Raw genomic sequence first — 19,173 nt, forward strand, 5'->3', positions numbered from 1 at the left:
AAGGCAAAAAATAACCTCTTTAGAGGTAGCCTGAAAAAATAAGCGGTTGGCAGACCTTTCAATGTATCTTGAGATACAGCGAGTAATATGCCCTTCTAGGGCTGGAGCAAACCACCCGTTTTACGGGTGGTCCTGATTTTCCCTAAAAATGATAATAATAACTAAGTAATTAATGAAAATAATAGAAAATTATGGTATAATTTGTTTGAATATATATAAAGGAAGGGGTAATTTGATGAAAAACACTAGAAAAAGAGCATTAGGGATTGCTTTGTCAATATTTTTGTTATGTAGCAGTACTTCAATAGCTCACAGAGGAAGAACTGATGGTAGCGGAGGACATCATGACTACAAGAATAAGAGTGGATTAGGATCTTATCATTACCATTGTGGTGGATATTCTGCTCATTTACACAAAAACGGAGTGTGTCCATATAAAAGTAATAAGACTACTACTCATATTAAAAAATCAACAGCTCCAAAAGCACCTGTAGTAAATCCAAATATAAGAAGCGTTTATGTGCCAAGTTATACTATAAAGGTTAATAACTCTGTAGTTAATAACCAATATTGTAAGTATCCATTCTTTAGCTATAATAATATAGTTTATTTACCTTTAACTTGGGAGCATGGGCAATACTTAGGATTTTATGCTAATATGGATGATTCAAAGAGGTTAAATGTTGCAATTACAAATAAAATTGATAATACAAAACCTTTATCTTTAAATAATAAGGCTCATAATTCGAAAGTATCTCAAGAGGCATTTAAAACTAATTCTAACATACTTATAAATAATGAAGTTGTATATGATGATGCTGACTATCCATTCTTATCTTATAATGGGATAACATATGTTCCTTTGACTTCTAATATTGCTACTAAATTAAATTTACAAGTTCAGTGGAACGATCAAACTGGATTCTCTGTAAACAGATTAGCAAAGCAATAATTGTATCATGCTTATCTAAAATGCAAATATATGAAAGGGGCAACTATAAGAATGAAGAAAATTTTAAAATGGGGACTTATTGTGATTATAGGTCTAGGTGTAATTGGGTCATTAGCTGGTGGAGATGATGAAGGACAAAATGCAACAGAAACAGTAGCTCCAACTACACAGAAAGAAGAAAAAAATATATCTCAAGAAGAATCAAAAGAATCTCATAAAAAAGTAGAATCAATTAAACAAGAAACTGAGGAAAATACAGATAAACAAATAGAAGAAGTAAGTCGTAAATCTGAAATAGAAACTGCTGTAAGGAATGAATTTTCAAATGGAGATTATTTGAATGTGAAACTTAGTAAAATAACTATAAATGAAAATTTAGGAACTGAAGCATCTGATGATTATATAGCTTTAATTTATCTGAAATTTGATGTAAAAAATACCCGCAAAACAGGAAACAATGTTATGAGAATGTATTCAGATGATTTGGTTGCAAAATTAGCAAATCAAGGAATAGCAGATATAAGCGAATCAGCAATATTTTGGGAAGATGAATACAATGAAAGAGATGTAAAGTATGCATATGAATATAAAAATGGTGGATTTTACATAATGGATATTGCAGGAGAATAGATAAATATATGAGGTTATAAAAAAATGACAACTACAATTAAATGGTTGTCATTTTTTTATTTCCTATTTCCTAAAACATCTATTATTTTTTTTATATCTTCTGGAGGTATTTCCTTGTCAGCCATTTCTTTGGCTATTGTCAAATACTCTACTCCTATTTCTCTTAGCTCCTTAGGAAGCTTATCTCCTTCAATTCTGACTGTAGTAGGATTATTAGTTCTTCCTAGCAGGTAATCTATAGTCACATCGAATACATCGGCAATTTTTTTTAAAATGTCAAAATCAGGAGTTCTTTTATTATTTTCATACATACCTATAGCTCCAGCGGAAACACCCAGAATATTTGCTAAATCTTTTTGATACATATTTTTATCTTCTCTTAATTTTTTCAATCTATCTCCAAACATAGTACACCACCAATCGTTGATTATTATTTATAATTATAACAATTTGTTTGATTTATTAAAATGTATTCAAACAAATTGTTGTGTTTTTTCAAAAAAATCGTTGACATCAAACAGAATGTTGTATATAATTACAAATATAAGGACAACATAATGTTGAGTGAATTATCCAAAGTAAAGAGGTGATAATTATGATAAATTTAAAAATTGAAAGAATTAAGTCTGGATACACACAAAAAGATATAGCTCAGGTACTTGGTATACACAAAAACTATTACTCTATGATAGAAACTGGAACAAGAAAACCAGGATTCAAATTGGCTAAAAAAATAGCTGATACCTTTGGAAAAACTGTTGATGAAATTTTTTTTGAGCATACACACAACAAAGTGTTGGGCGATAAGGATTTAGCCTAACTATATTATCCCACAGAGGTAATATCAAAATAGTGGTAATTCATGGCATTGTAAGGAGGTGAAGGGAATGAGTGAGAGTAAAAAAGGAAGTGAGCAGGTTTTAGAAGCATTAGAGAAATTTATCATAAGAGTAGCAACCACTGGTACTGGTGATGATGAAGAAATTAAAGTGCTTCCAGAGGTCGCAAAGGTATATTTTGAGGCTATTAAATACTAATTGTAAGGATGTGAGAATGATGGATAAAAGCTTAATAGCTATAAATAACATTAGAGATTTATGCGAGTACGACAATGATGCAGAAATGATAAAAGAACTCTTAGATGTATTAGGGAAAAGAGAAGTTTCTGTTGGATATGGGTTATATATATTAGATAAGACAAAGAATGCTATGTTGGAATGCACTGTTTTACATAAAGAATATACAAGTAAAAAACCTAAGAATAAAGAGTAGTGAACATTTAATTATTTAGGTAAGAATACTAGGCTCTACTGCCTTGACCTGAATAATTATCTCTTTCTTTTTTATCTGAATCGTCACAGAGGTCGGTTAAAAAGTTATACACTTCAGCATATGCATCGGTGTATTGAACTGTTAAATCCTTTAAGTCAGAAGCTTCAAAGTTATGTTTATTTAAAATATTTATTGTAACATCATGAAAATTACTATTTTTTATATGCTTTTTCATTAATGCAACCCCCTAGTTAATATAAATTAGTTCACTACTCTTTATAAGCTATTTTTTTAGCCTAGAAGCTAGGGTTTTAAGGATTTTAACATCATCTACATGTAAATCCTTAGCAGAGTCTACAAGTTCTCTTAAATCGTTTGTAAGTGGTATAGAACTTGTACCATCATTGAAGAAGTTAGATAAAGTGACATCATAGATATCTAATATAGAAGCAAGTATTTCAATATCTGGTACAGCTTTATTGTTCTCAAAACGACTTATGTACGATTGAGAAAATCCAATTTTTTCAGCAACTTGTTTTGTTGTAAGACCCTTATTGGTTCGTAATTGTTTTAATTTATCACCTAAGTTTAAAGATTTCATAACATCATCCTTTTAGAACAATTTGTACTAATATTTTAATACAAAAGAAGATATAAAGATACAATTAGAACAAATAGTAATTTTTTTTATTGGCATTTAGAACAAATGGTACTAACATGTAAATAAGGAGGTGCTTAAAATGATTGGAGCTAAAATCAAATCTATTAGAGAAAGTAAAAAAATGTCACAAGAAGAACTTGGGAAAAAAGTAAATATAAATCAAACGTTAATTAGCCGTATAGAAAGAGGTGAAAGATGTATAAAGGCTAATGAAATAATTTTACTTGCTCAAGCATTAGAAGTAGATATATCTCAACTACTACAACAAGAAAGTGCCTAACATATAGGGAATAGGACAAAATTTAAGATTCATAGTATTTACAAAGGTGGGTGGTGATATGAGCAGGATAAAAACGGTAACAGTTGTACCGCCAGCTAAAGAAAACCTAGAAGAATTTGAAAGAAGAAAAGCACAAGCATTTATAAGAATTCTAAGAAATAAATATCCTGATAGAGTTTTAGATCAAGTATTTGAAAGACTTGAAGAAGAGCTTAAACAAAACAATAATTAGTCAGTTTAATCTGACTAACCTTTTACTTGATTTTAGTACAAGCTGAAAGGGGGTGAGTATATGATAATCAAGAAAGGACAGAAGGAGGGGAGACTAAGAAGATATGTATTTGCATGTAAGGCAAGAGATTTAACTTCTAAATTAGAAGAAGCAGCCTTACAAGGAAGGATACTAAAAGTATTAAACGTTTATCCATAAGTTAATTGTAACAAAATGACTTGGAATAAATCTATAGAGGAATATAGACATTACAAATATTCTAGTCAATCGATATTTGAAAATTAAATAGAAAGGGTGTGTAAAATGTGCTATAGGATTCTAATGAAGAATGAAAGGAAGAGGAAGCACTTAAGCCAAGAGCAACTATCAAGTCTATTGAATGTATCTCAATCGGATATATCAGAATGGGAGGCTGGGAAAAGACCAATACCAATAGATATAAAAAAGAAGATACCAGAGATATTGGATAGTAGTAGACTGAGGCTTGAAATTATAAATGAGCTAGATGCAGATTTAATAGTTACACCATATTATTCAGGAATTAAAAGTGACCTAATAAGACTTATAGCAAAGAATATAGAAGAGGAAGAGGAATCTATTGCAGCACAAAAAGAACTGTTCAATATAGTGCTGGAGAACATGACAGGTAAGGAATACACTAAAGAACAAATTGCAAGGATAAGTGATTTGTTGGAGCAAATAGCAGATCCAGTTGGATGGAAGAGGATGCTCTTGGTAGGAGTTGAAGAAGAGATAGGAATTTCTATCGAAAGTATAAATAAACGAATTCAGAAAAAGGTTATCTCTAAGTCATATGCTCAAGGAGGAAGACATTAGTATGGTTAAGAATATAAAATTTCTTATTAACTCAGAAAAACATTCAAGATTAGTAGACCAGTTACACATCTTAAGAACTATAAAGCTTCTGTTTGATTTAGGTAAGAAGCAAGGAAACTTTGAAGATGTAGAAAAGTTTATGAGTGTATTGGATGAGACACTGCAGGAGCAAATAGACAGAACGAAAAAAGACCTTTAAGTTGTACCTTAAAAGTCTAAAGAAAAGTGGTTTTCAAAAATAATGATATTTGAATTATACCACAAAAATGAGGTGATGAAAATGAATTTAAATCAACTTAAGATGGAACTGGACCAAGCTAGATGGAATTCTAATACAGAACTTTTTGCAGAAGTAAATATTTATAGACTTTTAACTTTAAGTAAAGAGGCTATAGAAAAGCTTGAGGATAAGCTTGGTAATAAAAGTGAAGAAATTGAAATATTAGCTTAGGAGGAATAGATATGAATAATGAAATGCAAGTAATGCCAAGTACAGTATCGATAATAGATTCGGTTAATCTTAATCAATTAGCAAATACAATGACTAAAATAAGTCAGATGCAATCAGTAATACAGAAGACATTAAGACAAAACCATGATTTTGGAGTGGTACCTGGAACTAAAAAGCCAACTTTACTTAAACCAGGAGCAGAAAAAATACTAATGTTACTTGGACTTAGAAGTGAGTTTGAAATAGTAGATTCAACAAGAGACTTTGAAAATGGATTTTTTCAATATCAAGTTAGATGTAGATTATATAAAAATGAAATTCTAATTACTGAAGGTCTAGGAGCTTGTAACACTAGAGAAAGTAAATATAAAAAGTTAGATCCATTTACTATAGATAACACAATCTTAAAGATGGCTAAGAAAAGAGCTTTAGTTGATGCAACATTATTAGTATCTTCTTTATCGGATATATTCGAAGATATGGACTTGAATGGGACAAACATAGAGGAAAGTAATAAAAAAGTTTATACAGATTCATCAGGTACCATCAGCAAAGCTCAAGCAAAAAGAATGTTTGCAATAGCTCAAGGAAGCACAGAAACGGTAAAAGAGATAATTGGCAAGTATGGCTATACATCAAGTGAAGATGTTAAGAAAACAGATTATAACAAAATATGTGAGGAGATAGAAGCTAAAGTAAAAGATGGTTTTGAAGGAGCTCCATTAAGCTAGGAGGGATAAAAAAATGTTTATGGACCCTATAGAGAGATTATCTTTGCAACAGGATATAGATTATTATGGCTTTCAAGCTCCACCACAGCCTTTAAAAGCAGAGTTAATAGAAAAAGAAGGTACTAACATTATAGAACTTAAAATTCCCGCTAAAGACGAATTTAACTGGTGGGAATAGGAAGAAAAATATTTGATTTGGGGAGTGGGGAGAATTAACTCCCCTAAGATTAAGAGTATTAAAAAACATTCTTATTTGAATTATTGACATAAATCAAAAATATATACACAAGAGTAGGTGAAAAAATGAAATTTACTATAAACGGATTTAGCCAACGTAGACTTATAAAATTAGGATTAGATTCTACAGATGCTTTAATGCTAAGATGCTTCGTAGATTTTAAAGACACAGAGAAGATGAAGGCTGAAATAATTGACAATGAAAAATACTATTGGATTAAATATGAGTGGCTTATACAGGAACTACCAATATTAGGACTTAAGACAAAAGATAGTGTATATAGAAGACTTAAAAAAATGGTAAAGGCAGGAGTATTAGGACATAAAACTAAAAAGCAAGGTGGAACATATTCATTTTTTAAACTAGGCAAAGAATATTATAGCTTAATTTCTGATGATTATATAGAAGTTGAACCAGATGATAACTCGGATGAAAAGTCGGAGGGTTCGGATATAAAACCGATACCTGTCGGATGTAAATCCGTAGGGGGTACGGATGAAAAGTCGGACCAAAAGATCCATCTACAAAAAAGATCCTTAAGTAGTTGTAGTAGTAAAGAGTTCTCAGAAATCAAAAAAGTATTTGACCAAAACATTCATCCGATAACTCCAATGGAAGCTCAAAGGATAATAGCTTACCTAGATGATGATGGTATGGATTATAGATTAATCATAAAAGCAATTGAAATAGCAGTTTGTAATGCTAAGAGATATTTGGGCTATATCGAAGGTATTTTGAAAAGGTGGAGGGAGAATAACTTATTAACCCTAGAATCTGTTGAAGCTTATATTAGGGATTATCAAGATATAAAAAATAAAAAGGGAGCTGTTAAAGATGGATATAGAGGCACTTCTAAAAAAGAGAGTGGACACTCTTTTGAAGGATACAGACCACCAGAAGGAAAAATCAGCGATGAAGTCGCAGAGCTTACCGATGAAGAACTTGACAGACTCATCGAAGAACAGGGAATATGATTGTCCTAAGTGCAAGGATAGAGAAATGATATATAATCCTAAGCTTGATGCAATGGTATTTTGTGAATGTAGAGAGAGAAAAGAGTATGAGAGGATACTGGAAAATAGCAGGATATCAGAAGCTTTCAGGCAAAAAACTTTGAAAGATTATAAAGTGACTAATGGAGTAACTAGAAAGGCTAGGGGGATGGCTTTTGATTATGCAACTGAATTCAATGGAGAAGGCTCAATAGGCTTTTTAGGACAAGTAGGAGCAGGTAAAACTCATTTATCTATCGCCATAGCAAATGCTCTAATGTCAAGGAATATTGGAGTCTTATACATGCAGTACAGGGAAGCTATAACTGCCTTAAAACAAAATATGCTTGATGAATATTATTATCAAAGAGAGATATCAAAATACAAGAATGCAACGGTCCTTTTGATTGATGATCTATTCAAAGGTAAGATTACTGAAACTGATATAAATATCATGTTTGAGATTATCAATTATAGATACCTAAAGGGTTCCCCAATGATAGTATCTAGCGAATATACATCAGACAAGTTACTGAATATCGATGAAGCTATAGGAAGCAGGATTATAGAACAGTGTGATGGTAGAATGATTGAGTTTATAGGCAAAAGCTTTAATCATAGGTTAAATAAACGAGCTATTTAGTTAGGGGGAGCGGTTGATATGAGAGCATCGACACAAAAAAATGAACCTATTAGAAAAATTATGAATCTTATTCCTGGACAGGTTTACAGAGTTAGTATAAAACATTCTAGTTCTTATGATGTAACAGATAAAGCTGGAAGGAAAAATATAAAAAAGAAGATGAGGTTTGTATCTGAAACTAAGAATCTGTATGTATTTGAGCATATATCAGGACTTAGAGAATGCTTTGCTAAGAATACTCCAAAAGGAGAACTGAAAATCAAATTAGCTTAATTGAAGCTTGAAAAATATAAAAATTGGAGGAGATTGAGAATGAAAGCAACAGGTATAGTTAGAAAGGTTGATGACTTAGGAAGAGTAGTTTTACCTATAGAATTAAGAAGGAATTTAAATATAAATGTTAAGGATTCACTTGAAATATATGTTGATGGAGATATGGTAATTCTTAAAAAGTATGAGCCTGCATGTGTATTCTGCGGAAATGCAAAGGACGTAAAGCATTTTGAAGGTAAGAATATATGTAGTGAATGCATAGAAAAATTGAGTAGTATCTAAATAGTTAAATAAGATTTACACGACGTTGGAGGTGATAAGGGTGAATGTATATAGAGAATCTGACAAAGTTGTAGAAAAAGAAGTATCTAGTTGTATATGCCCTGTGTGTGGAGAAAATGGTAGATTGATACTAAGAAAAGGGAAACATTTTAGAAGGTGGTATTGCATATGCCCAAAAGAGCATAACGCAAATATTAAGAAAGAGATAGATGATATATTTCAGATTGGAGATAGAATAAGAATTTATGAATCTTCTTTTGGGAAAGATGCAAAAATTGATTACACGAGCTATAAAGAAGGAATTGTGATAGAAAAAGAACTTTCAATAATCAACTACCACTTGAGTATGAAAGTTGATATAGCTGTTCATCAGAGCAAACATATAAATAAAAAGTCGTGGGTATACGGCTCTGTTATAAAAGGAGTACAAAGTGATGATAATTTAATTGAATTATTGACTCCGCAAATGAAAATGATTATATGACGTTAAAATAAGATTCTATCTAGGATAAAGGGGGACGTATTTATGCTATATCTATATGACCCGATAACTAATATCAAAAAAGAAACCACATATAAAAAGATAAGCGGCATAACAGGTTATGCAGTAGATACATTAGCATCTTACAAATCAAGAAGAAAAAAGCTGAAAAATATAAATTGTTACTTAATGGATGATACATTTTCAGAGGAAGAAGTTAAAACTTTATTTCAAAATGAAGTTATAAAAGATGAACTTTGGAAAGATATAGAAGATACAAATGGAAAGTATCAGATAAGCAGTTATGGAAGAACTAGGGTGTTATATAAAAATGGGAAAATAAAGATATTAAGACCTTATATAAGAAAGGGCAAATGGCTACATGTAAAAGTAACTGTAGATAAAAAGGTGAAAGAGATTGCTATACACAAGCTAGTCGCAGAATATTTTGTTGTAAATGATAATCCAAAACAAAATACTATAGTGTTTCATGAAAGTGGAAATATTCATGATAATCATTTTAGAAATTTAACTTGGACTAATAGAAAAAGTTTAGGTAAAAAAACAGGTGCAAAAAGCAACAGTGTTCCAGTTGTAAAAATAGATCCTATTACTGGAGAGGTATTAGAGGAATACAATAGCATGGCTCATGCGGGTAGGGAGAACTACCTACATAGAGAAACCATAAGATTATGCATAAAAGATAGACTTAAAACAGCAGGTGGCTTCAAATGGGCAACAGCTACATTGGAGGTGAGTATATGAATTATGAATTTTATATAACTCCTGGAGAATATCAAGAAGCTGCAAAGAATGGAATTGATAAACAAACTTTAGAAACAAGGATAAGATCTCTAGCGTGGAATAAAGAAAAAGCAATAACTACTCCACCACATATTAAAAAAAGATTAGATTCTAAGTGGAGACAAATAGCAGAGCAGAATGGAATATGTTATAGCACGTTAAGATATAGAAGTAATATACTGGGTTGGGACATAGAAAGAGCTGCAACTCAACCTCTTCAAGACAGGAAGAAGCAAGCTGAAAAAATGAAAAAGAAAAATAGAGTATATCCAAGAGAATACCTTGAAAAAGCAGAGCAAAATGGAATACCTTATAATACATTTAGAAAAAGAATTAAAAGCGGATGGAGTTTAGAGAAAGCATCAACTAGACCTGTTATGACACCTAGAGAAATAGGACTACTGACAAAAGAAAAACGTAGTCTGGGTTTAAGGAATATATTTCTTAAAAATAAAGCTAAGTTTAGTTAATAAAAGGAGTAATATATCAATAGATAAGAAAAATATAGAATTAGAAAAGATAATAGCTAAAATGGAGGATGGAATAGAACTAGAAGGACTTAGTATAGAAATTAAAGCAGGTAAATTTGAAATAAAGTTCTAGAAATATAAGTTTAAAATGGGGTGATATTTTGTTAGATACAAGCTATAAGAAAAATTATAAGATGGCCAATAAAGGGAAGGCCTTTGAGGAAGAGATAATAAAATCTAATGAGGGCTATAAAAGCAGAGGTATAGCCCTCGTCCAAAAAATAAGTACTCCTTGGCAAGTCATAAGAAAAGGGAAGAAAATAGTATCAGCCTTCCCAGTAGGAAAGAGTACTCTAGATTTTAGAGGAACCGTAAAGAGTGGTATAAGCATAAGTTTTGATTGTAAGGAAGTAGCTACAGAGACTAGAGGCTTACCACTAAAAAATATAGAAGAGCATCAGATTGAATATATAAGAGAAGCTCTAGCTATAGGAGAAGTAAGCTTCATACTTTGCTACATGAAGATGTTCGATAAACGATATTTTACTCCAGGACCTATAGTTGTTGAATATTGGGATAGATGGAAAGCTAACAAAGGAAGAGCAGGATTCAACTATATTCCTATAAATGTAATGATACAGATTAAAAGTAGAAATGGAATAGTTCTTGATTATCTTGAAGGTTTGGAGGGAGTAATATGAAAAGAAAATTAATAATAGTTGATAATGATACTGGAGAAGAATTAGAAAGAGTAGAGTTTTCAGGTGGATATAATGTAGCTGTTACTAATATGCATGATGGAGGAAATCTCAGATTTATAAGAAAGTTGGACAATGCTAAGTATGGACAAAGACATTGGATAAAAAATTATTTATATAAAACTATTGCTGAAAAGTTAGTTGAAAGATTTCCTGAAATAAGACATATACATCCTAGAACTATATTGTTTATTGAAGATATGGAATGGAAACCTACTGCAGCAAAACAACCTTGGATTGCTAGAATTAAAAAAGCTAACAATGAACTAGAATCCATGTTAGGTTATGAATACGTTCTAGAAACAAGAAATTATTACATAGAAAGGATGAGCAATAATCAAGTTATAGCTCTAATATATCATGAATTAAGACATATAGACGAAGATGGATCTCTTAAAAAACATGATATAGAAGATTGGAGCAATATGGTGGCAACATTAGGAAAAGACTGGGCTACTACTCCAGAAGCTATAGAAAATATATTAGGTGATGATTTTGAAGGTTGGGATGATCTTAGAAAAGCAGGTAGACAAATAAGTATGTTTGAATCATTAAGAATGGTAAAATAGATATTTATCTGGAAATAATAGACAATCAAAGAGGTGAAACCAATGGATAAAAAAGAAATGTTGAAGTATCAGATGGTATCGTTTATAAATTGTGTGCTAGACTCAGCAGATAATGAAAATAAACTAGATTATATAAACATAGAGATAAATAATCATAATGGTAATCTTCAAATGGATTATACCTTAAGAAATAGAAAGAAAGCATATTAGTCCTACTGTATAAGCAGCGGACACTCTTAAGTCTAATATAGGCTAGGAGTGTCCTTTTTTATTTTATAGATAAAGAGGAGAGGGAAGAGATTATGAAAAAAAATAAAGATACATACAAAAAAACTGAGTGGATGCTGTACAATTATAAGATGCTTAAAGTTAGTGTTGAAAATTTAAAGTCAGAGATTCAAGAGTTAAACATGGATACTACGGGAACTGGAGCTATTAGATATGACAAGGAAAAGACTTCTCCAACATATAGTATAGTTTGCACTACAGAGGAAGAAGCTATAGCTAATATTGAAAAGATAAATAGGTTAGAAAAGCAGATTATGAAAACTCAGAACAAGATCGATAAAATAGATAGGGCCTTGGATGCTCTTAATGAGGATGAAAAAAGAATAATTAAGTTAAGGTACATAGAAGGATTACAATGGTGGCAGGTAGCTGGTATGGCAAAATACAGTGAGAGATGGTGCAAGGAAAAGAGAAAAATTTCTATAGAAAAGTTATCTTTAGGTATATTTGGATATACTTCACTTTTACTTCCCGAAAACTGCCACATTTCTTAGAAAAGTCATGGTATTATGTTAATATAGAGAAATGAGCTAATCTCACACAATTAGCTATTGAAAAGATAATTTTATAAAAAATCTATTATATAAATGGATTTGATAAATGATTTTAGAGTTTACTTAAAAAGTAGACTCATTTTTCTTTATAATTATTTTTAATTGCATTAATCAAATTGAAAAATAAGAAACGTCTAAATTTCAACGATTGTACGTGATATGGATTTTCATATTTAACATTATTAAAATAATTTCTATCAAATATTATATTTTAATAATGGCTGAAACATAGGTAAGTTCTCAAAAAAATATATAGCTGGAGGATAAATAAATTCCTTTAACTATATATTTTTAATTAATCTAATAGGAGGAACACATTAGTTTGAAAAATCAAACTAATGTAGCTCTAGTTATAGCTCTTTTACTTAGAATATTACTATAATAAAAATATTAAATATAGTAGTAAAAACTAAAAGAGCTATTAGTATGCGGAAAAAAATACGCATAGAGCTTCCTCCTTTCTTCTATATTAAATTATTTTTGTTTTTGCATATGCATTATATTATATGTCAAAATCTTAATATAATACACACAAATATATTAAGAAGATAAAATTACTTATTTTAGTTAATGATAAAATAGTGTTTTAATATGAATAATATAATATCTAAAAAGGAAAAAACTCCCTTTATATCGAATTATGTATTATAACTATATAGAAAGAGGGTATAAAGATGAGAAGAAAGAAAAAAGGTGGAGGCTTATTTGGATTATTGTTATGCTTAGCTGCTTATGCTATACTAACAGCACACGAAGGTGGTTTTCTTTATCCAATAAAATCACATATAGGTAATTTAATAAATGCATTTATAGAGAATGTAGCAAATGAGATTACTAAAAAAATAATGGGAGCAGTTACTGGAAATTAAATCCTAGAACAAAAGGAAATTACTCTCTTTATGTAGAATTATGTATTCAGAAGGGGGGTTTTAACTTGAGTGAAGATAATAAAGATAATAAAAATAATATTATAGAACAACCTATGATTAATGCTATAAGAGAACAACAAAGGACATTAAATCAAGTGAAAACAGGAATGTCCATTGTAAAACAACAACAAAAATTTTTAGAGCAATCAAGACCCATAACTCAAGCTTCAAAAATATCAAACTTAGTATCACCTGAATTAATTCAACGCTCTATGAGAATGCAAGAAATAGCTAACTTAGAAAAGCCTGAATTTGAGTTAGATAGAAAACCATTAAATGATTTTGAAAAAATAAGTAAAGATTTACAAGAAAGTGTGGAGAGAAGAAGGCAATCTGAAGAAAAATATAAACAAGACGTTTTAGGTACATTGAAAAATATAGAAGAAAATACAGGCAATCTAAATATAATTATAGATTTAATAATGAGTAATAATGAGAAACAAGAAGAAATTTTTGAAATTATAATGGAATTCTTAAGTATAGCAAAAGAAAAAGATGAAGATGTTGCTAAGGGTAAATATAAAAAAGTAATGAAGGATATAGCTGGATTTACAGGTGATATTGAAACTATGTCTAAACTATATGGGTTTGGCACAGTGTTATATAATGTATTAAATACAAAAGGAATATTGTAAGACTTATAGAATAAAAAGTAAAGTTAGAGCCATAACAGGCTCTTTTTTAATACAAAAAACAACTCAAAACCAATTAGGGATGAGGTGGTGATAATGGCAAGAGTAAGAAGTCCCAATAGGGATAAAGCATTTGAAATATATAAAAATCATGGTGGAAACATTGATTTAGTTGAAATAGCTAAATTATTAGATGTTTCTCCTGGTAGTATAAGAGGATGGAAGAATAAAGATAAATGGGAAGACCAATTAAACGGAACGTTCCAAAAGAAAAGTGAAAAGAATACGGAACGTTCCAAATCAAGAGGAGCACCAAAAGGAAATAAAAATGCAATAGGCAATAATGGAGGAGCTCCAGAAGGAAACCTTAATGCAATAAAACATGGAGCATACCAATCTTTATATTCTAACATGTTAAGTGAAGAGGAAAAAGCTATCTTTGAAATTACTACAGCAACACTTAATATTGATGAAGAAATAAGACTTTTAAGACTTAAAATAGCAAGACTTCTAAATAGAGAAAAAACATTCTTCTATGATGTATCTGGTAAAAAATATGATAAAGAAATATCTGAAGAAGATAGAGAAAATGGAATACTTGCTTGCATGGAACAGTTAAGACGATTAATTGAAACTAAAGCTTCTATTTCAGGAGATACTGAAAAACTTCTATTAGAAAAAGAAAAGTTTGAGTTCAATAAGTATAAAACAGATATTGAACTACAACTTAAGAAAGATAAATTCGCTCTTGATAAATCAAAAATACAAGATGAGGATGAAGAAGTAGAAGACGATGGATTTATTGAAGCTTTAGAAGGAAAAATAGATGAGGTGTGGGATGATGAGGAAGATTAAAATTGCATCTTTCAAATTTAAACCTTTTTCTAAAAAACAATTAAAAGTTTTAACCTGGTGGATGGATAAAAGCCCTTATAAAGATAAGGATATAATTATTTGTGATGGGTCTGTAAGAGCAGGTAAAACAGTATCTATGGCATTATCTTTTATTATATGGGGCATGGAAACATACAATGGTGAGAATCTAGGTATGGCTGGTAAGACTATAGGTTCTTTAAGAAGAAATGTAATTCAACCTCTTAAAAGAATGTTAAAAAGCCGAGGATACAAGTATAAAGACCACAGATCAGAAAATTATATTACTATAACTAAAAATGGTCGTTCAAATGACTTTTATTTATTTGGAGGAAAAGATGAAAGCTCCCAGGACCTTATCCAAGGTATTACATTAGCTGGAATGTTCTTTGATGAGGTTGCCTTAATGCCACAATCTTTTGTTAATCAAGCTACTTCAAGATGTTCTATAGATGATTCTAAAATGTGGTTTAACTGTAACCCTGCAGGTCCTTATCATTGGTTTAAATTAGAGTATCTGAATAAGTTAGAAGAAAAGAATGCTTTACATATTCATTTTACTATGGATGATAATCTATCTTTATCTCAAAGAGTTAAAGAACGTTATAAAAGAATGTATAGTGGAGTATTCTTCAAAAGATTCATTCTTGGGCTTTGGGTTCTTGCACAAGGAATCATTTATGATATGTTTTCAGAAGAAACTCACATTATAGATGAAAATCATAAATACTGGCCAAAAGATAATAAATTTGAAGAATATTATATAGCTATAGATTATGGTACTCAAAACGCCTGTGTATTTCTTTTGATAGGGAAGTATAAAGGGCGTTATTTTATTATAGATGAATATTATTATAGTGGTAGAGAAAAAGGGAAGCAGAAATCTGATAATAAATATTTTGAGGACTTTAAAGAGTTTGTAGAAGGTAAAAAAATAAAAACAATAGTTATAGATCCTTCTGCTGCTTCATTTATAACTTTATTAAAAGAAAATGGTTATAAAGTGAAAAAAGCTAAAAATGATGTAGAGGATGGTATAAGAGAAGTTGCTAAACGATTAAGTAATTTAGAATTATTTGTTCATAAAAAATGTAAAAATACTATAAAAGAATTCTTTTCATATATTTGGGATGAGAAAGCTGCAGACCGTGGAGAAGATAAGCCTATTAAACAGTTTGACCATGCAATGGATGCTATTAGATATTTTGTATATACTCTTCTAAGAAAAAATGTACAAAGAAAAAACTATTCAGGAAAGGGGGCGAGATAATGGATATAAGTCATATAATAAATGCAGAACTTGGTGGAATATATGGAACTGCAGTTTTAAAAGACATCCAGGAGATAATAAATCTATATAATTTTTATGATGGTAAAGGACAAGACTGGAGGTTACCATGCAACTTAGATTATAAACCAACTAAGCTTATTACAAACAAAGCTAAAAAGCTTATAAAAAAAGAAGCTAGGTTCATGTTCTCAAGAACTCCTGAAATAAATATTAATCCTTACGATAGAAAAGATGAAGACTCAGCTAAAGAAATAAGTCAATTAGTTAATAAGGTACTAAAGAAGAATAAATTTCCTGATAAACTTATTAAAGCTGCTAGAGATTGTTTTATAGGTAAAAGAGTAGCACTTAAACTTAATGCATCAGATAAATCAATAAAAGTAATGTTCAGGCCATCACTTGAATTTGTATATGAAACCAATCCAGAGGATATAGATGATTTACAGAAAATCATCTTTTTTTATACTCAAAATAATGATGTAGATAAATCAAGGCAAAGGATCTGGAAGCAAAAATATGAAATGTTTAATGGAAAGTGTATTCTTAATGAAGGGGTGTATGATGGATATGGTAATTTAGTTGAAGTTACTTACCAAGATTATAATACTAATTTAGATTTTATACCTTGCTATGTAATTGTTAACGATGGACTTACAGGAGATTTAAATGGAGAATCTGACGTAGCTGAAATAGGAGATAATCAAGATAATTATAACAAGCTAAAATCAGACGATGTAGATGCACTTAAATTTAATATGTTTCCTCAATTGGTTATTAAAAATGGCAGTCAAAAAACTCATGAGTCTATGAAGGTTGCTCCTGGAGCAAAGATTGATTTGCAATCAGAAGATGAGGAACTGGATTCAGATGCTAAATATATAGAAAGTAGTTTTTCTTATGATTCAAGGTTTGAAAATACTATTAACCGTGCAAATAATGATATGCACGATGTTTTAAGTATTCCTAATGTATCATTAGAACAACTTAAAGGACTGATGCAATCAGGAAAAAGCATGAAGGCTTTATATTGGGAACTCATTGAAAGATGTGAAGAAAAATGGACTACTTGGGGACCTGCTCTTGAGTGGATGGCTGAAAAAATAATAGAGCTAATCAAAATATATAAGCCCAAGAATTTGGGTCCAATGAATATTCCTGAGATTGATTACGCTATAGCTATTGAACATCTATATCCAATACTTGAAGACGAAGAGACTGAAAGGCTTAATGATATAGCTGAAGTTCAAGCACAAGTAAGAAGTAGAAAATCTTATATAGAAAAGTGGGATATAAATGAGGATGCAGATGGAGAGCTTGAACAAATAGCAATAGAGCAAACACTACTCCAAGATGCCTATCTTAAATCATCTAATGAGGAAATAGACAATTTAGAGGATGATATAGATGAAGAATAACTCAGAGTATCAGAGGTTTGCTAATGAGGCTAGAAAGAATCAATTAAAGCTTATAAAGAAAGATTACACACTTATAAGAGAGATATTTAAAGATGCATCTAAAGATTTAGAAATAAAAGCAGTTAAAGCTAAGAGTGGTAGTCTTACAAAAAGATTTGCACTAGATTATAAAAAAGCTATAGAAGAATCTTTAAGAGAAGTCAGAAAGCAACTTCATGGTAATAATAAAAAATCTATAGAAGAAGCTGCTAAATATGCCAATGAGGTTCAATTAAGCTTTTTTAGTAAGTTAAATAATGATTATAATCTTGGAATGGATCAAACTTTTAAAACTATTTTTTCTAGAGTTCCCAAAGAAGCTATAGCTGAGGTTCTTAATGGGAACTTATATAAAGATAACAAAGGCTTAAGCGAAAGAATATGGGGTGATATAAATGGTATAGATAAGGATATGAACTATATAATAACTAGAGCCATAGCAGAAAAAAAATCAGCTTATGAGTTATCAAAAGATATTGAGAAATACATTAATCCAGAAGCTAAAAAAGATTGGGAATGGAATAAAGTATATCCCAATACAAGAAAGAAGGTTGATTATAATGCACAAAGACTTGCTAGAACATCAATAAATCATGCTTTTTTATCAGCTAATATAAGAAGCAGTAGTAAAAATCCATACGTTGAAGCTATGCATTGGGAATTATCGACAAGTCATTATGAGAGGCAGATAAAGCCTTTTGGAGAAGATGAATGTGATGATTATGCTAACCAAGATAGCTATAACTTAGGTACAGGTAATTTTCCAGTAGAAAAAGTACCACTACCACATCCTCAGTGTTTATGTGTAGTATATGCAGTTATTCCTAAAAGTCTAGAGGAAATAGGTAGCGAATTAAGAGCCTGGGTAGATGGAGAATCTAATGAAAAGCTTGATATTTGGTATAAAAATTATGGATTAGAGTTTGCAGGTATAGAAAATAAAAAAGATATTAAAACTAAGAATGCAAATGAATCAAATCAGGAAAATAGTGGTATAATAATAGATAAGATATTTGAAGCAGGTGAAAAAGTTCCTGCAAAATATAAGCCTAATGCTGTTATTGATGTAAAGGATAATGATGACTCTATAAATAAAAGAGTATTTTATGGAGAGGATGCATATTTTGTAAAACATATACATACTACTAATCATGGAAACTCAAAAGAGCATCCTTTTGGATTAAAAGGAGAGCATGTACACTATTATTATTGGAAAAATGGAAGAGTAGTAAAAAAAGAGGTAGATGAAATAAGTGAAATAGATAGAAAAATCAATTCAGATATTTTACCTAAGAAAGGAGATGATGAGTAATATGCCTGGTAAATATAAAAATATAAATGAATTAAAAGATGATTTACATATGCTTAGTGATATAGAATTTGGATATAAGGATAAAAAATACTTTATATGTCCTGTTAATGATAATTTTTCAGCGGGTGAAATTTATAAAGAACCAATTAATTTCGATTCAGTTGATGAATTAATAGATAACTTTAAGATTCAAAAACAATATCTAAAAGATATTGTAACAGAAATCAATATATATGCACGTTAAACCCTATGCTTATTGTATAGGGTTTAATTATTTCTAAAAT

34 protein-coding genes are annotated in these 19,173 nt (G+C 30.2%); 31 read left to right on the forward strand and 3 right to left on the reverse strand.

From position 1 onward, the window contains the following. Nucleotides 1–235: 235 nt before the first annotated feature. Complete coding sequence (locus N4A48_RS03935) at nucleotides 236–952, forward strand: hypothetical protein (RefSeq protein WP_293664497.1); 717 nt, start codon at nucleotides 236–238, stop codon at nucleotides 950–952. A gap of 51 nt (nucleotides 953–1,003) precedes the next feature. Continuing rightward, a complete protein-coding gene (locus N4A48_RS03940; protein WP_293664498.1) occupies nucleotides 1,004–1,582 on the forward strand; it encodes a hypothetical protein in 579 nt (192 codons plus the stop codon). A gap of 56 nt (nucleotides 1,583–1,638) precedes the next feature. On the opposite strand, the gene N4A48_RS03945 is transcribed toward N4A48_RS03940, so the two are convergent. Further along, nucleotides 1,639–1,989 (reverse strand): helix-turn-helix domain-containing protein, encoded by a 351-nt coding sequence (locus N4A48_RS03945; RefSeq protein WP_293664499.1) that lies wholly within the window; start codon nucleotides 1,987–1,989, stop codon nucleotides 1,639–1,641. Nucleotides 1,990–2,177: 188 nt separating this feature from the next. On the opposite strand from N4A48_RS03945, the gene N4A48_RS03950 reads away from it, so the two are divergent. From N4A48_RS03950 to N4A48_RS03960, 3 genes are all read left to right on the forward strand, one after another. Beyond that, on the forward strand, nucleotides 2,178–2,402 hold the full coding sequence (locus N4A48_RS03950) for a helix-turn-helix transcriptional regulator (RefSeq protein ID WP_293664500.1): 225 nt from the start codon (nucleotides 2,178–2,180) through the stop codon (nucleotides 2,400–2,402). Between the two features lie 67 nt (nucleotides 2,403–2,469). Next, the gene (locus N4A48_RS03955; protein WP_293664501.1) at nucleotides 2,470–2,619 is read left to right on the forward strand and encodes a hypothetical protein; all 150 of its coding nucleotides are present in this window, start codon (nucleotides 2,470–2,472) and stop codon (nucleotides 2,617–2,619) included. Between the two features lie 19 nt (nucleotides 2,620–2,638). Further along, on the forward strand, nucleotides 2,639–2,854 hold the full coding sequence (locus N4A48_RS03960) for a hypothetical protein (RefSeq protein ID WP_293664502.1): 216 nt from the start codon (nucleotides 2,639–2,641) through the stop codon (nucleotides 2,852–2,854). 28 nt (nucleotides 2,855–2,882) lie between these two features. Here the strand turns inward: N4A48_RS03960 and N4A48_RS03965 are convergent, their stop codons facing one another. Together N4A48_RS03965 and N4A48_RS03970 are read right to left on the reverse strand one after the other, a co-directional pair. Then, nucleotides 2,883–3,089, reverse strand: coding sequence for a hypothetical protein (locus N4A48_RS03965; protein ID WP_293664503.1), 207 nt, complete (start codon nucleotides 3,087–3,089; stop codon nucleotides 2,883–2,885). A 48-nt stretch (nucleotides 3,090–3,137) separates the two neighbouring features. Further along, nucleotides 3,138–3,455, reverse strand: coding sequence for a helix-turn-helix domain-containing protein (locus tag N4A48_RS03970; protein ID WP_293664505.1), 318 nt, complete (start codon nucleotides 3,453–3,455; stop codon nucleotides 3,138–3,140). A gap of 139 nt (nucleotides 3,456–3,594) precedes the next feature. Between N4A48_RS03970 and N4A48_RS03975 the strand changes: the two genes are divergently transcribed. The 26 genes from N4A48_RS03975 to N4A48_RS04100 all read left to right on the forward strand — a co-directional run bounded on the left by N4A48_RS03975 (nucleotide 3,595) and on the right by N4A48_RS04100 (nucleotide 19,133). Further along, on the forward strand, nucleotides 3,595–3,795 hold the full coding sequence (locus tag N4A48_RS03975; protein WP_293664506.1) for a helix-turn-helix domain-containing protein: 201 nt from the start codon (nucleotides 3,595–3,597) through the stop codon (nucleotides 3,793–3,795). Between the two features lie 58 nt (nucleotides 3,796–3,853). Further along, on the forward strand, nucleotides 3,854–4,027 hold the full coding sequence (locus N4A48_RS03980) for a hypothetical protein (RefSeq protein WP_293664507.1): 174 nt from the start codon (nucleotides 3,854–3,856) through the stop codon (nucleotides 4,025–4,027). Nucleotides 4,028–4,087: 60 nt separating this feature from the next. Beyond that, entirely contained in the window at nucleotides 4,088–4,225 is a 138-nt protein-coding gene (locus N4A48_RS03985) for a hypothetical protein (RefSeq protein WP_293664508.1), read from the forward strand. A 123-nt stretch (nucleotides 4,226–4,348) separates the two neighbouring features. Next, entirely contained in the window at nucleotides 4,349–4,864 is a 516-nt protein-coding gene (locus N4A48_RS03990) for a helix-turn-helix domain-containing protein (RefSeq protein ID WP_293664510.1), read from the forward strand. Nucleotide 4,865: 1 nt separating this feature from the next. Beyond that, entirely contained in the window at nucleotides 4,866–5,063 is a 198-nt protein-coding gene (locus N4A48_RS03995; RefSeq protein WP_293664511.1) for a hypothetical protein, read from the forward strand. Between the two features lie 81 nt (nucleotides 5,064–5,144). Next, a complete protein-coding gene (locus N4A48_RS04000; protein ID WP_293664512.1) occupies nucleotides 5,145–5,315 on the forward strand; it encodes a hypothetical protein in 171 nt (56 codons plus the stop codon). Nucleotides 5,316–5,326: 11 nt separating this feature from the next. Then, complete coding sequence (locus tag N4A48_RS04005; RefSeq protein ID WP_293664513.1) at nucleotides 5,327–6,046, forward strand: hypothetical protein; 720 nt, start codon at nucleotides 5,327–5,329, stop codon at nucleotides 6,044–6,046. 13 nt (nucleotides 6,047–6,059) lie between these two features. Next, the gene (locus N4A48_RS04010; RefSeq protein WP_293664514.1) at nucleotides 6,060–6,224 is read left to right on the forward strand and encodes a hypothetical protein; all 165 of its coding nucleotides are present in this window, start codon (nucleotides 6,060–6,062) and stop codon (nucleotides 6,222–6,224) included. Nucleotides 6,225–6,349: 125 nt separating this feature from the next. Continuing rightward, complete coding sequence (locus tag N4A48_RS04015) at nucleotides 6,350–7,258, forward strand: DnaD domain-containing protein (protein WP_293664515.1); 909 nt, start codon at nucleotides 6,350–6,352, stop codon at nucleotides 7,256–7,258. Continuing rightward, entirely contained in the window at nucleotides 7,218–7,919 is a 702-nt protein-coding gene (locus N4A48_RS04020) for an ATP-binding protein (protein ID WP_293664516.1), read from the forward strand. Before N4A48_RS04015 ends, N4A48_RS04020 begins: the two co-directional genes overlap by 41 nt. A gap of 18 nt (nucleotides 7,920–7,937) precedes the next feature. After that, entirely contained in the window at nucleotides 7,938–8,192 is a 255-nt protein-coding gene (locus N4A48_RS04025) for a hypothetical protein (protein WP_293664517.1), read from the forward strand. Between the two features lie 39 nt (nucleotides 8,193–8,231). Beyond that, nucleotides 8,232–8,474, forward strand: a complete 243-nt coding sequence (locus N4A48_RS04030; protein WP_293664518.1) for an AbrB/MazE/SpoVT family DNA-binding domain-containing protein — start codon at nucleotides 8,232–8,234, stop codon at nucleotides 8,472–8,474. A gap of 40 nt (nucleotides 8,475–8,514) precedes the next feature. Beyond that, nucleotides 8,515–8,958, forward strand: coding sequence for a hypothetical protein (locus N4A48_RS04035; RefSeq protein ID WP_293664519.1), 444 nt, complete (start codon nucleotides 8,515–8,517; stop codon nucleotides 8,956–8,958). Nucleotides 8,959–9,000: 42 nt separating this feature from the next. Then, complete coding sequence (locus N4A48_RS04040) at nucleotides 9,001–9,720, forward strand: NUMOD4 domain-containing protein (RefSeq protein WP_293664520.1); 720 nt, start codon at nucleotides 9,001–9,003, stop codon at nucleotides 9,718–9,720. Beyond that, complete coding sequence (locus tag N4A48_RS04045; RefSeq protein ID WP_293664521.1) at nucleotides 9,717–10,229, forward strand: hypothetical protein; 513 nt, start codon at nucleotides 9,717–9,719, stop codon at nucleotides 10,227–10,229. The genes N4A48_RS04040 and N4A48_RS04045 overlap by 4 nt, the downstream gene beginning before the upstream one ends. Before the next feature lie 161 nt (nucleotides 10,230–10,390). After that, the gene (locus N4A48_RS04050; protein WP_293664522.1) at nucleotides 10,391–10,930 is read left to right on the forward strand and encodes a Holliday junction resolvase RecU; all 540 of its coding nucleotides are present in this window, start codon (nucleotides 10,391–10,393) and stop codon (nucleotides 10,928–10,930) included. Next, nucleotides 10,927–11,556, forward strand: a complete 630-nt coding sequence (locus tag N4A48_RS04055; protein ID WP_293664523.1) for a putative metallopeptidase — start codon at nucleotides 10,927–10,929, stop codon at nucleotides 11,554–11,556. Before N4A48_RS04050 ends, N4A48_RS04055 begins: the two co-directional genes overlap by 4 nt. Nucleotides 11,557–11,598: 42 nt before the next feature. Further along, nucleotides 11,599–11,766 (forward strand): hypothetical protein, encoded by a 168-nt coding sequence (locus N4A48_RS04060; RefSeq protein WP_293664524.1) that lies wholly within the window; start codon nucleotides 11,599–11,601, stop codon nucleotides 11,764–11,766. A 92-nt stretch (nucleotides 11,767–11,858) separates the two neighbouring features. Further along, nucleotides 11,859–12,338 (forward strand): hypothetical protein, encoded by a 480-nt coding sequence (locus N4A48_RS04065; RefSeq protein ID WP_293664525.1) that lies wholly within the window; start codon nucleotides 11,859–11,861, stop codon nucleotides 12,336–12,338. Nucleotides 12,339–13,072: 734 nt separating this feature from the next. After that, the gene (locus N4A48_RS04070) at nucleotides 13,073–13,267 is read left to right on the forward strand and encodes a hypothetical protein (RefSeq protein ID WP_293664526.1); all 195 of its coding nucleotides are present in this window, start codon (nucleotides 13,073–13,075) and stop codon (nucleotides 13,265–13,267) included. A 65-nt stretch (nucleotides 13,268–13,332) separates the two neighbouring features. Then, nucleotides 13,333–13,962, forward strand: a complete 630-nt coding sequence (locus N4A48_RS04075; RefSeq protein WP_293664527.1) for a hypothetical protein — start codon at nucleotides 13,333–13,335, stop codon at nucleotides 13,960–13,962. A gap of 93 nt (nucleotides 13,963–14,055) precedes the next feature. Beyond that, entirely contained in the window at nucleotides 14,056–14,814 is a 759-nt protein-coding gene (gene terS / locus N4A48_RS04080) for a phage terminase small subunit (protein WP_293664528.1), read from the forward strand. After that, a complete protein-coding gene (locus tag N4A48_RS04085) occupies nucleotides 14,798–16,102 on the forward strand; it encodes a PBSX family phage terminase large subunit (protein ID WP_293664529.1) in 1,305 nt (434 codons plus the stop codon). Before terS ends, N4A48_RS04085 begins: the two co-directional genes overlap by 17 nt. Next, nucleotides 16,102–17,538, forward strand: a complete 1,437-nt coding sequence (locus N4A48_RS04090) for a phage portal protein (protein ID WP_293664530.1) — start codon at nucleotides 16,102–16,104, stop codon at nucleotides 17,536–17,538. Before N4A48_RS04085 ends, N4A48_RS04090 begins: the two co-directional genes overlap by 1 nt. After that, complete coding sequence (locus tag N4A48_RS04095) at nucleotides 17,528–18,889, forward strand: hypothetical protein (RefSeq protein ID WP_293664531.1); 1,362 nt, start codon at nucleotides 17,528–17,530, stop codon at nucleotides 18,887–18,889. Before N4A48_RS04090 ends, N4A48_RS04095 begins: the two co-directional genes overlap by 11 nt. A 1-nt stretch (nucleotide 18,890) precedes the next feature. Beyond that, entirely contained in the window at nucleotides 18,891–19,133 is a 243-nt protein-coding gene (locus N4A48_RS04100; RefSeq protein WP_293664532.1) for a hypothetical protein, read from the forward strand. Nucleotides 19,134–19,173: the final 40 nt, after the last annotated feature.

Source organism: Tepidibacter sp., assembly GCF_025210165.1.
In the GTDB taxonomy this organism is placed as follows: domain Bacteria; phylum Bacillota; class Clostridia; order Peptostreptococcales; family Peptostreptococcaceae; genus Tepidibacter_A.

Coding starts and splice junctions, on each gene's coding strand:
- N4A48_RS03935 (WP_293664497.1), top strand. CDS start 236: ATGAAAAACACTAGAAAAAGAGCATTAGGGATTGCTTTGTCAATATTT.
- N4A48_RS03940 (WP_293664498.1), top strand. CDS start 1,004: ATGAAGAAAATTTTAAAATGGGGACTTATTGTGATTATAGGTCTAGGT.
- N4A48_RS03945 (WP_293664499.1), bottom strand. CDS start 1,989: ATGTTTGGAGATAGATTGAAAAAATTAAGAGAAGATAAAAATATGTAT.
- N4A48_RS03950 (WP_293664500.1), top strand. CDS start 2,178: ATGATAAATTTAAAAATTGAAAGAATTAAGTCTGGATACACACAAAAA.
- N4A48_RS03955 (WP_293664501.1), top strand. CDS start 2,470: ATGAGTGAGAGTAAAAAAGGAAGTGAGCAGGTTTTAGAAGCATTAGAG.
- N4A48_RS03960 (WP_293664502.1), top strand. CDS start 2,639: ATGGATAAAAGCTTAATAGCTATAAATAACATTAGAGATTTATGCGAG.
- N4A48_RS03965 (WP_293664503.1), bottom strand. CDS start 3,089: ATGAAAAAGCATATAAAAAATAGTAATTTTCATGATGTTACAATAAAT.
- N4A48_RS03970 (WP_293664505.1), bottom strand. CDS start 3,455: ATGAAATCTTTAAACTTAGGTGATAAATTAAAACAATTACGAACCAAT.
- N4A48_RS03975 (WP_293664506.1), top strand. CDS start 3,595: ATGATTGGAGCTAAAATCAAATCTATTAGAGAAAGTAAAAAAATGTCA.
- N4A48_RS03980 (WP_293664507.1), top strand. CDS start 3,854: ATGAGCAGGATAAAAACGGTAACAGTTGTACCGCCAGCTAAAGAAAAC.
- N4A48_RS03985 (WP_293664508.1), top strand. CDS start 4,088: ATGATAATCAAGAAAGGACAGAAGGAGGGGAGACTAAGAAGATATGTA.
- N4A48_RS03990 (WP_293664510.1), top strand. CDS start 4,349: ATGAAGAATGAAAGGAAGAGGAAGCACTTAAGCCAAGAGCAACTATCA.
- N4A48_RS03995 (WP_293664511.1), top strand. CDS start 4,866: ATGGTTAAGAATATAAAATTTCTTATTAACTCAGAAAAACATTCAAGA.
- N4A48_RS04000 (WP_293664512.1), top strand. CDS start 5,145: ATGAATTTAAATCAACTTAAGATGGAACTGGACCAAGCTAGATGGAAT.
- N4A48_RS04005 (WP_293664513.1), top strand. CDS start 5,327: ATGAATAATGAAATGCAAGTAATGCCAAGTACAGTATCGATAATAGAT.
- N4A48_RS04010 (WP_293664514.1), top strand. CDS start 6,060: ATGTTTATGGACCCTATAGAGAGATTATCTTTGCAACAGGATATAGAT.
- N4A48_RS04015 (WP_293664515.1), top strand. CDS start 6,350: ATGAAATTTACTATAAACGGATTTAGCCAACGTAGACTTATAAAATTA.
- N4A48_RS04020 (WP_293664516.1), top strand. CDS start 7,218: ATGAAGAACTTGACAGACTCATCGAAGAACAGGGAATATGATTGTCCT.
- N4A48_RS04025 (WP_293664517.1), top strand. CDS start 7,938: ATGAGAGCATCGACACAAAAAAATGAACCTATTAGAAAAATTATGAAT.
- N4A48_RS04030 (WP_293664518.1), top strand. CDS start 8,232: ATGAAAGCAACAGGTATAGTTAGAAAGGTTGATGACTTAGGAAGAGTA.
- N4A48_RS04040 (WP_293664520.1), top strand. CDS start 9,001: ATGCTATATCTATATGACCCGATAACTAATATCAAAAAAGAAACCACA.
- N4A48_RS04045 (WP_293664521.1), top strand. CDS start 9,717: ATGAATTATGAATTTTATATAACTCCTGGAGAATATCAAGAAGCTGCA.
- N4A48_RS04055 (WP_293664523.1), top strand. CDS start 10,927: ATGAAAAGAAAATTAATAATAGTTGATAATGATACTGGAGAAGAATTA.
- N4A48_RS04060 (WP_293664524.1), top strand. CDS start 11,599: ATGGATAAAAAAGAAATGTTGAAGTATCAGATGGTATCGTTTATAAAT.
- N4A48_RS04065 (WP_293664525.1), top strand. CDS start 11,859: ATGAAAAAAAATAAAGATACATACAAAAAAACTGAGTGGATGCTGTAC.
- N4A48_RS04070 (WP_293664526.1), top strand. CDS start 13,073: ATGAGAAGAAAGAAAAAAGGTGGAGGCTTATTTGGATTATTGTTATGC.
- terS (WP_293664528.1), top strand. CDS start 14,056: ATGGCAAGAGTAAGAAGTCCCAATAGGGATAAAGCATTTGAAATATAT.
- N4A48_RS04085 (WP_293664529.1), top strand. CDS start 14,798: ATGATGAGGAAGATTAAAATTGCATCTTTCAAATTTAAACCTTTTTCT.
- N4A48_RS04090 (WP_293664530.1), top strand. CDS start 16,102: ATGGATATAAGTCATATAATAAATGCAGAACTTGGTGGAATATATGGA.
- N4A48_RS04095 (WP_293664531.1), top strand. CDS start 17,528: ATGAAGAATAACTCAGAGTATCAGAGGTTTGCTAATGAGGCTAGAAAG.
- N4A48_RS04100 (WP_293664532.1), top strand. CDS start 18,891: ATGCCTGGTAAATATAAAAATATAAATGAATTAAAAGATGATTTACAT.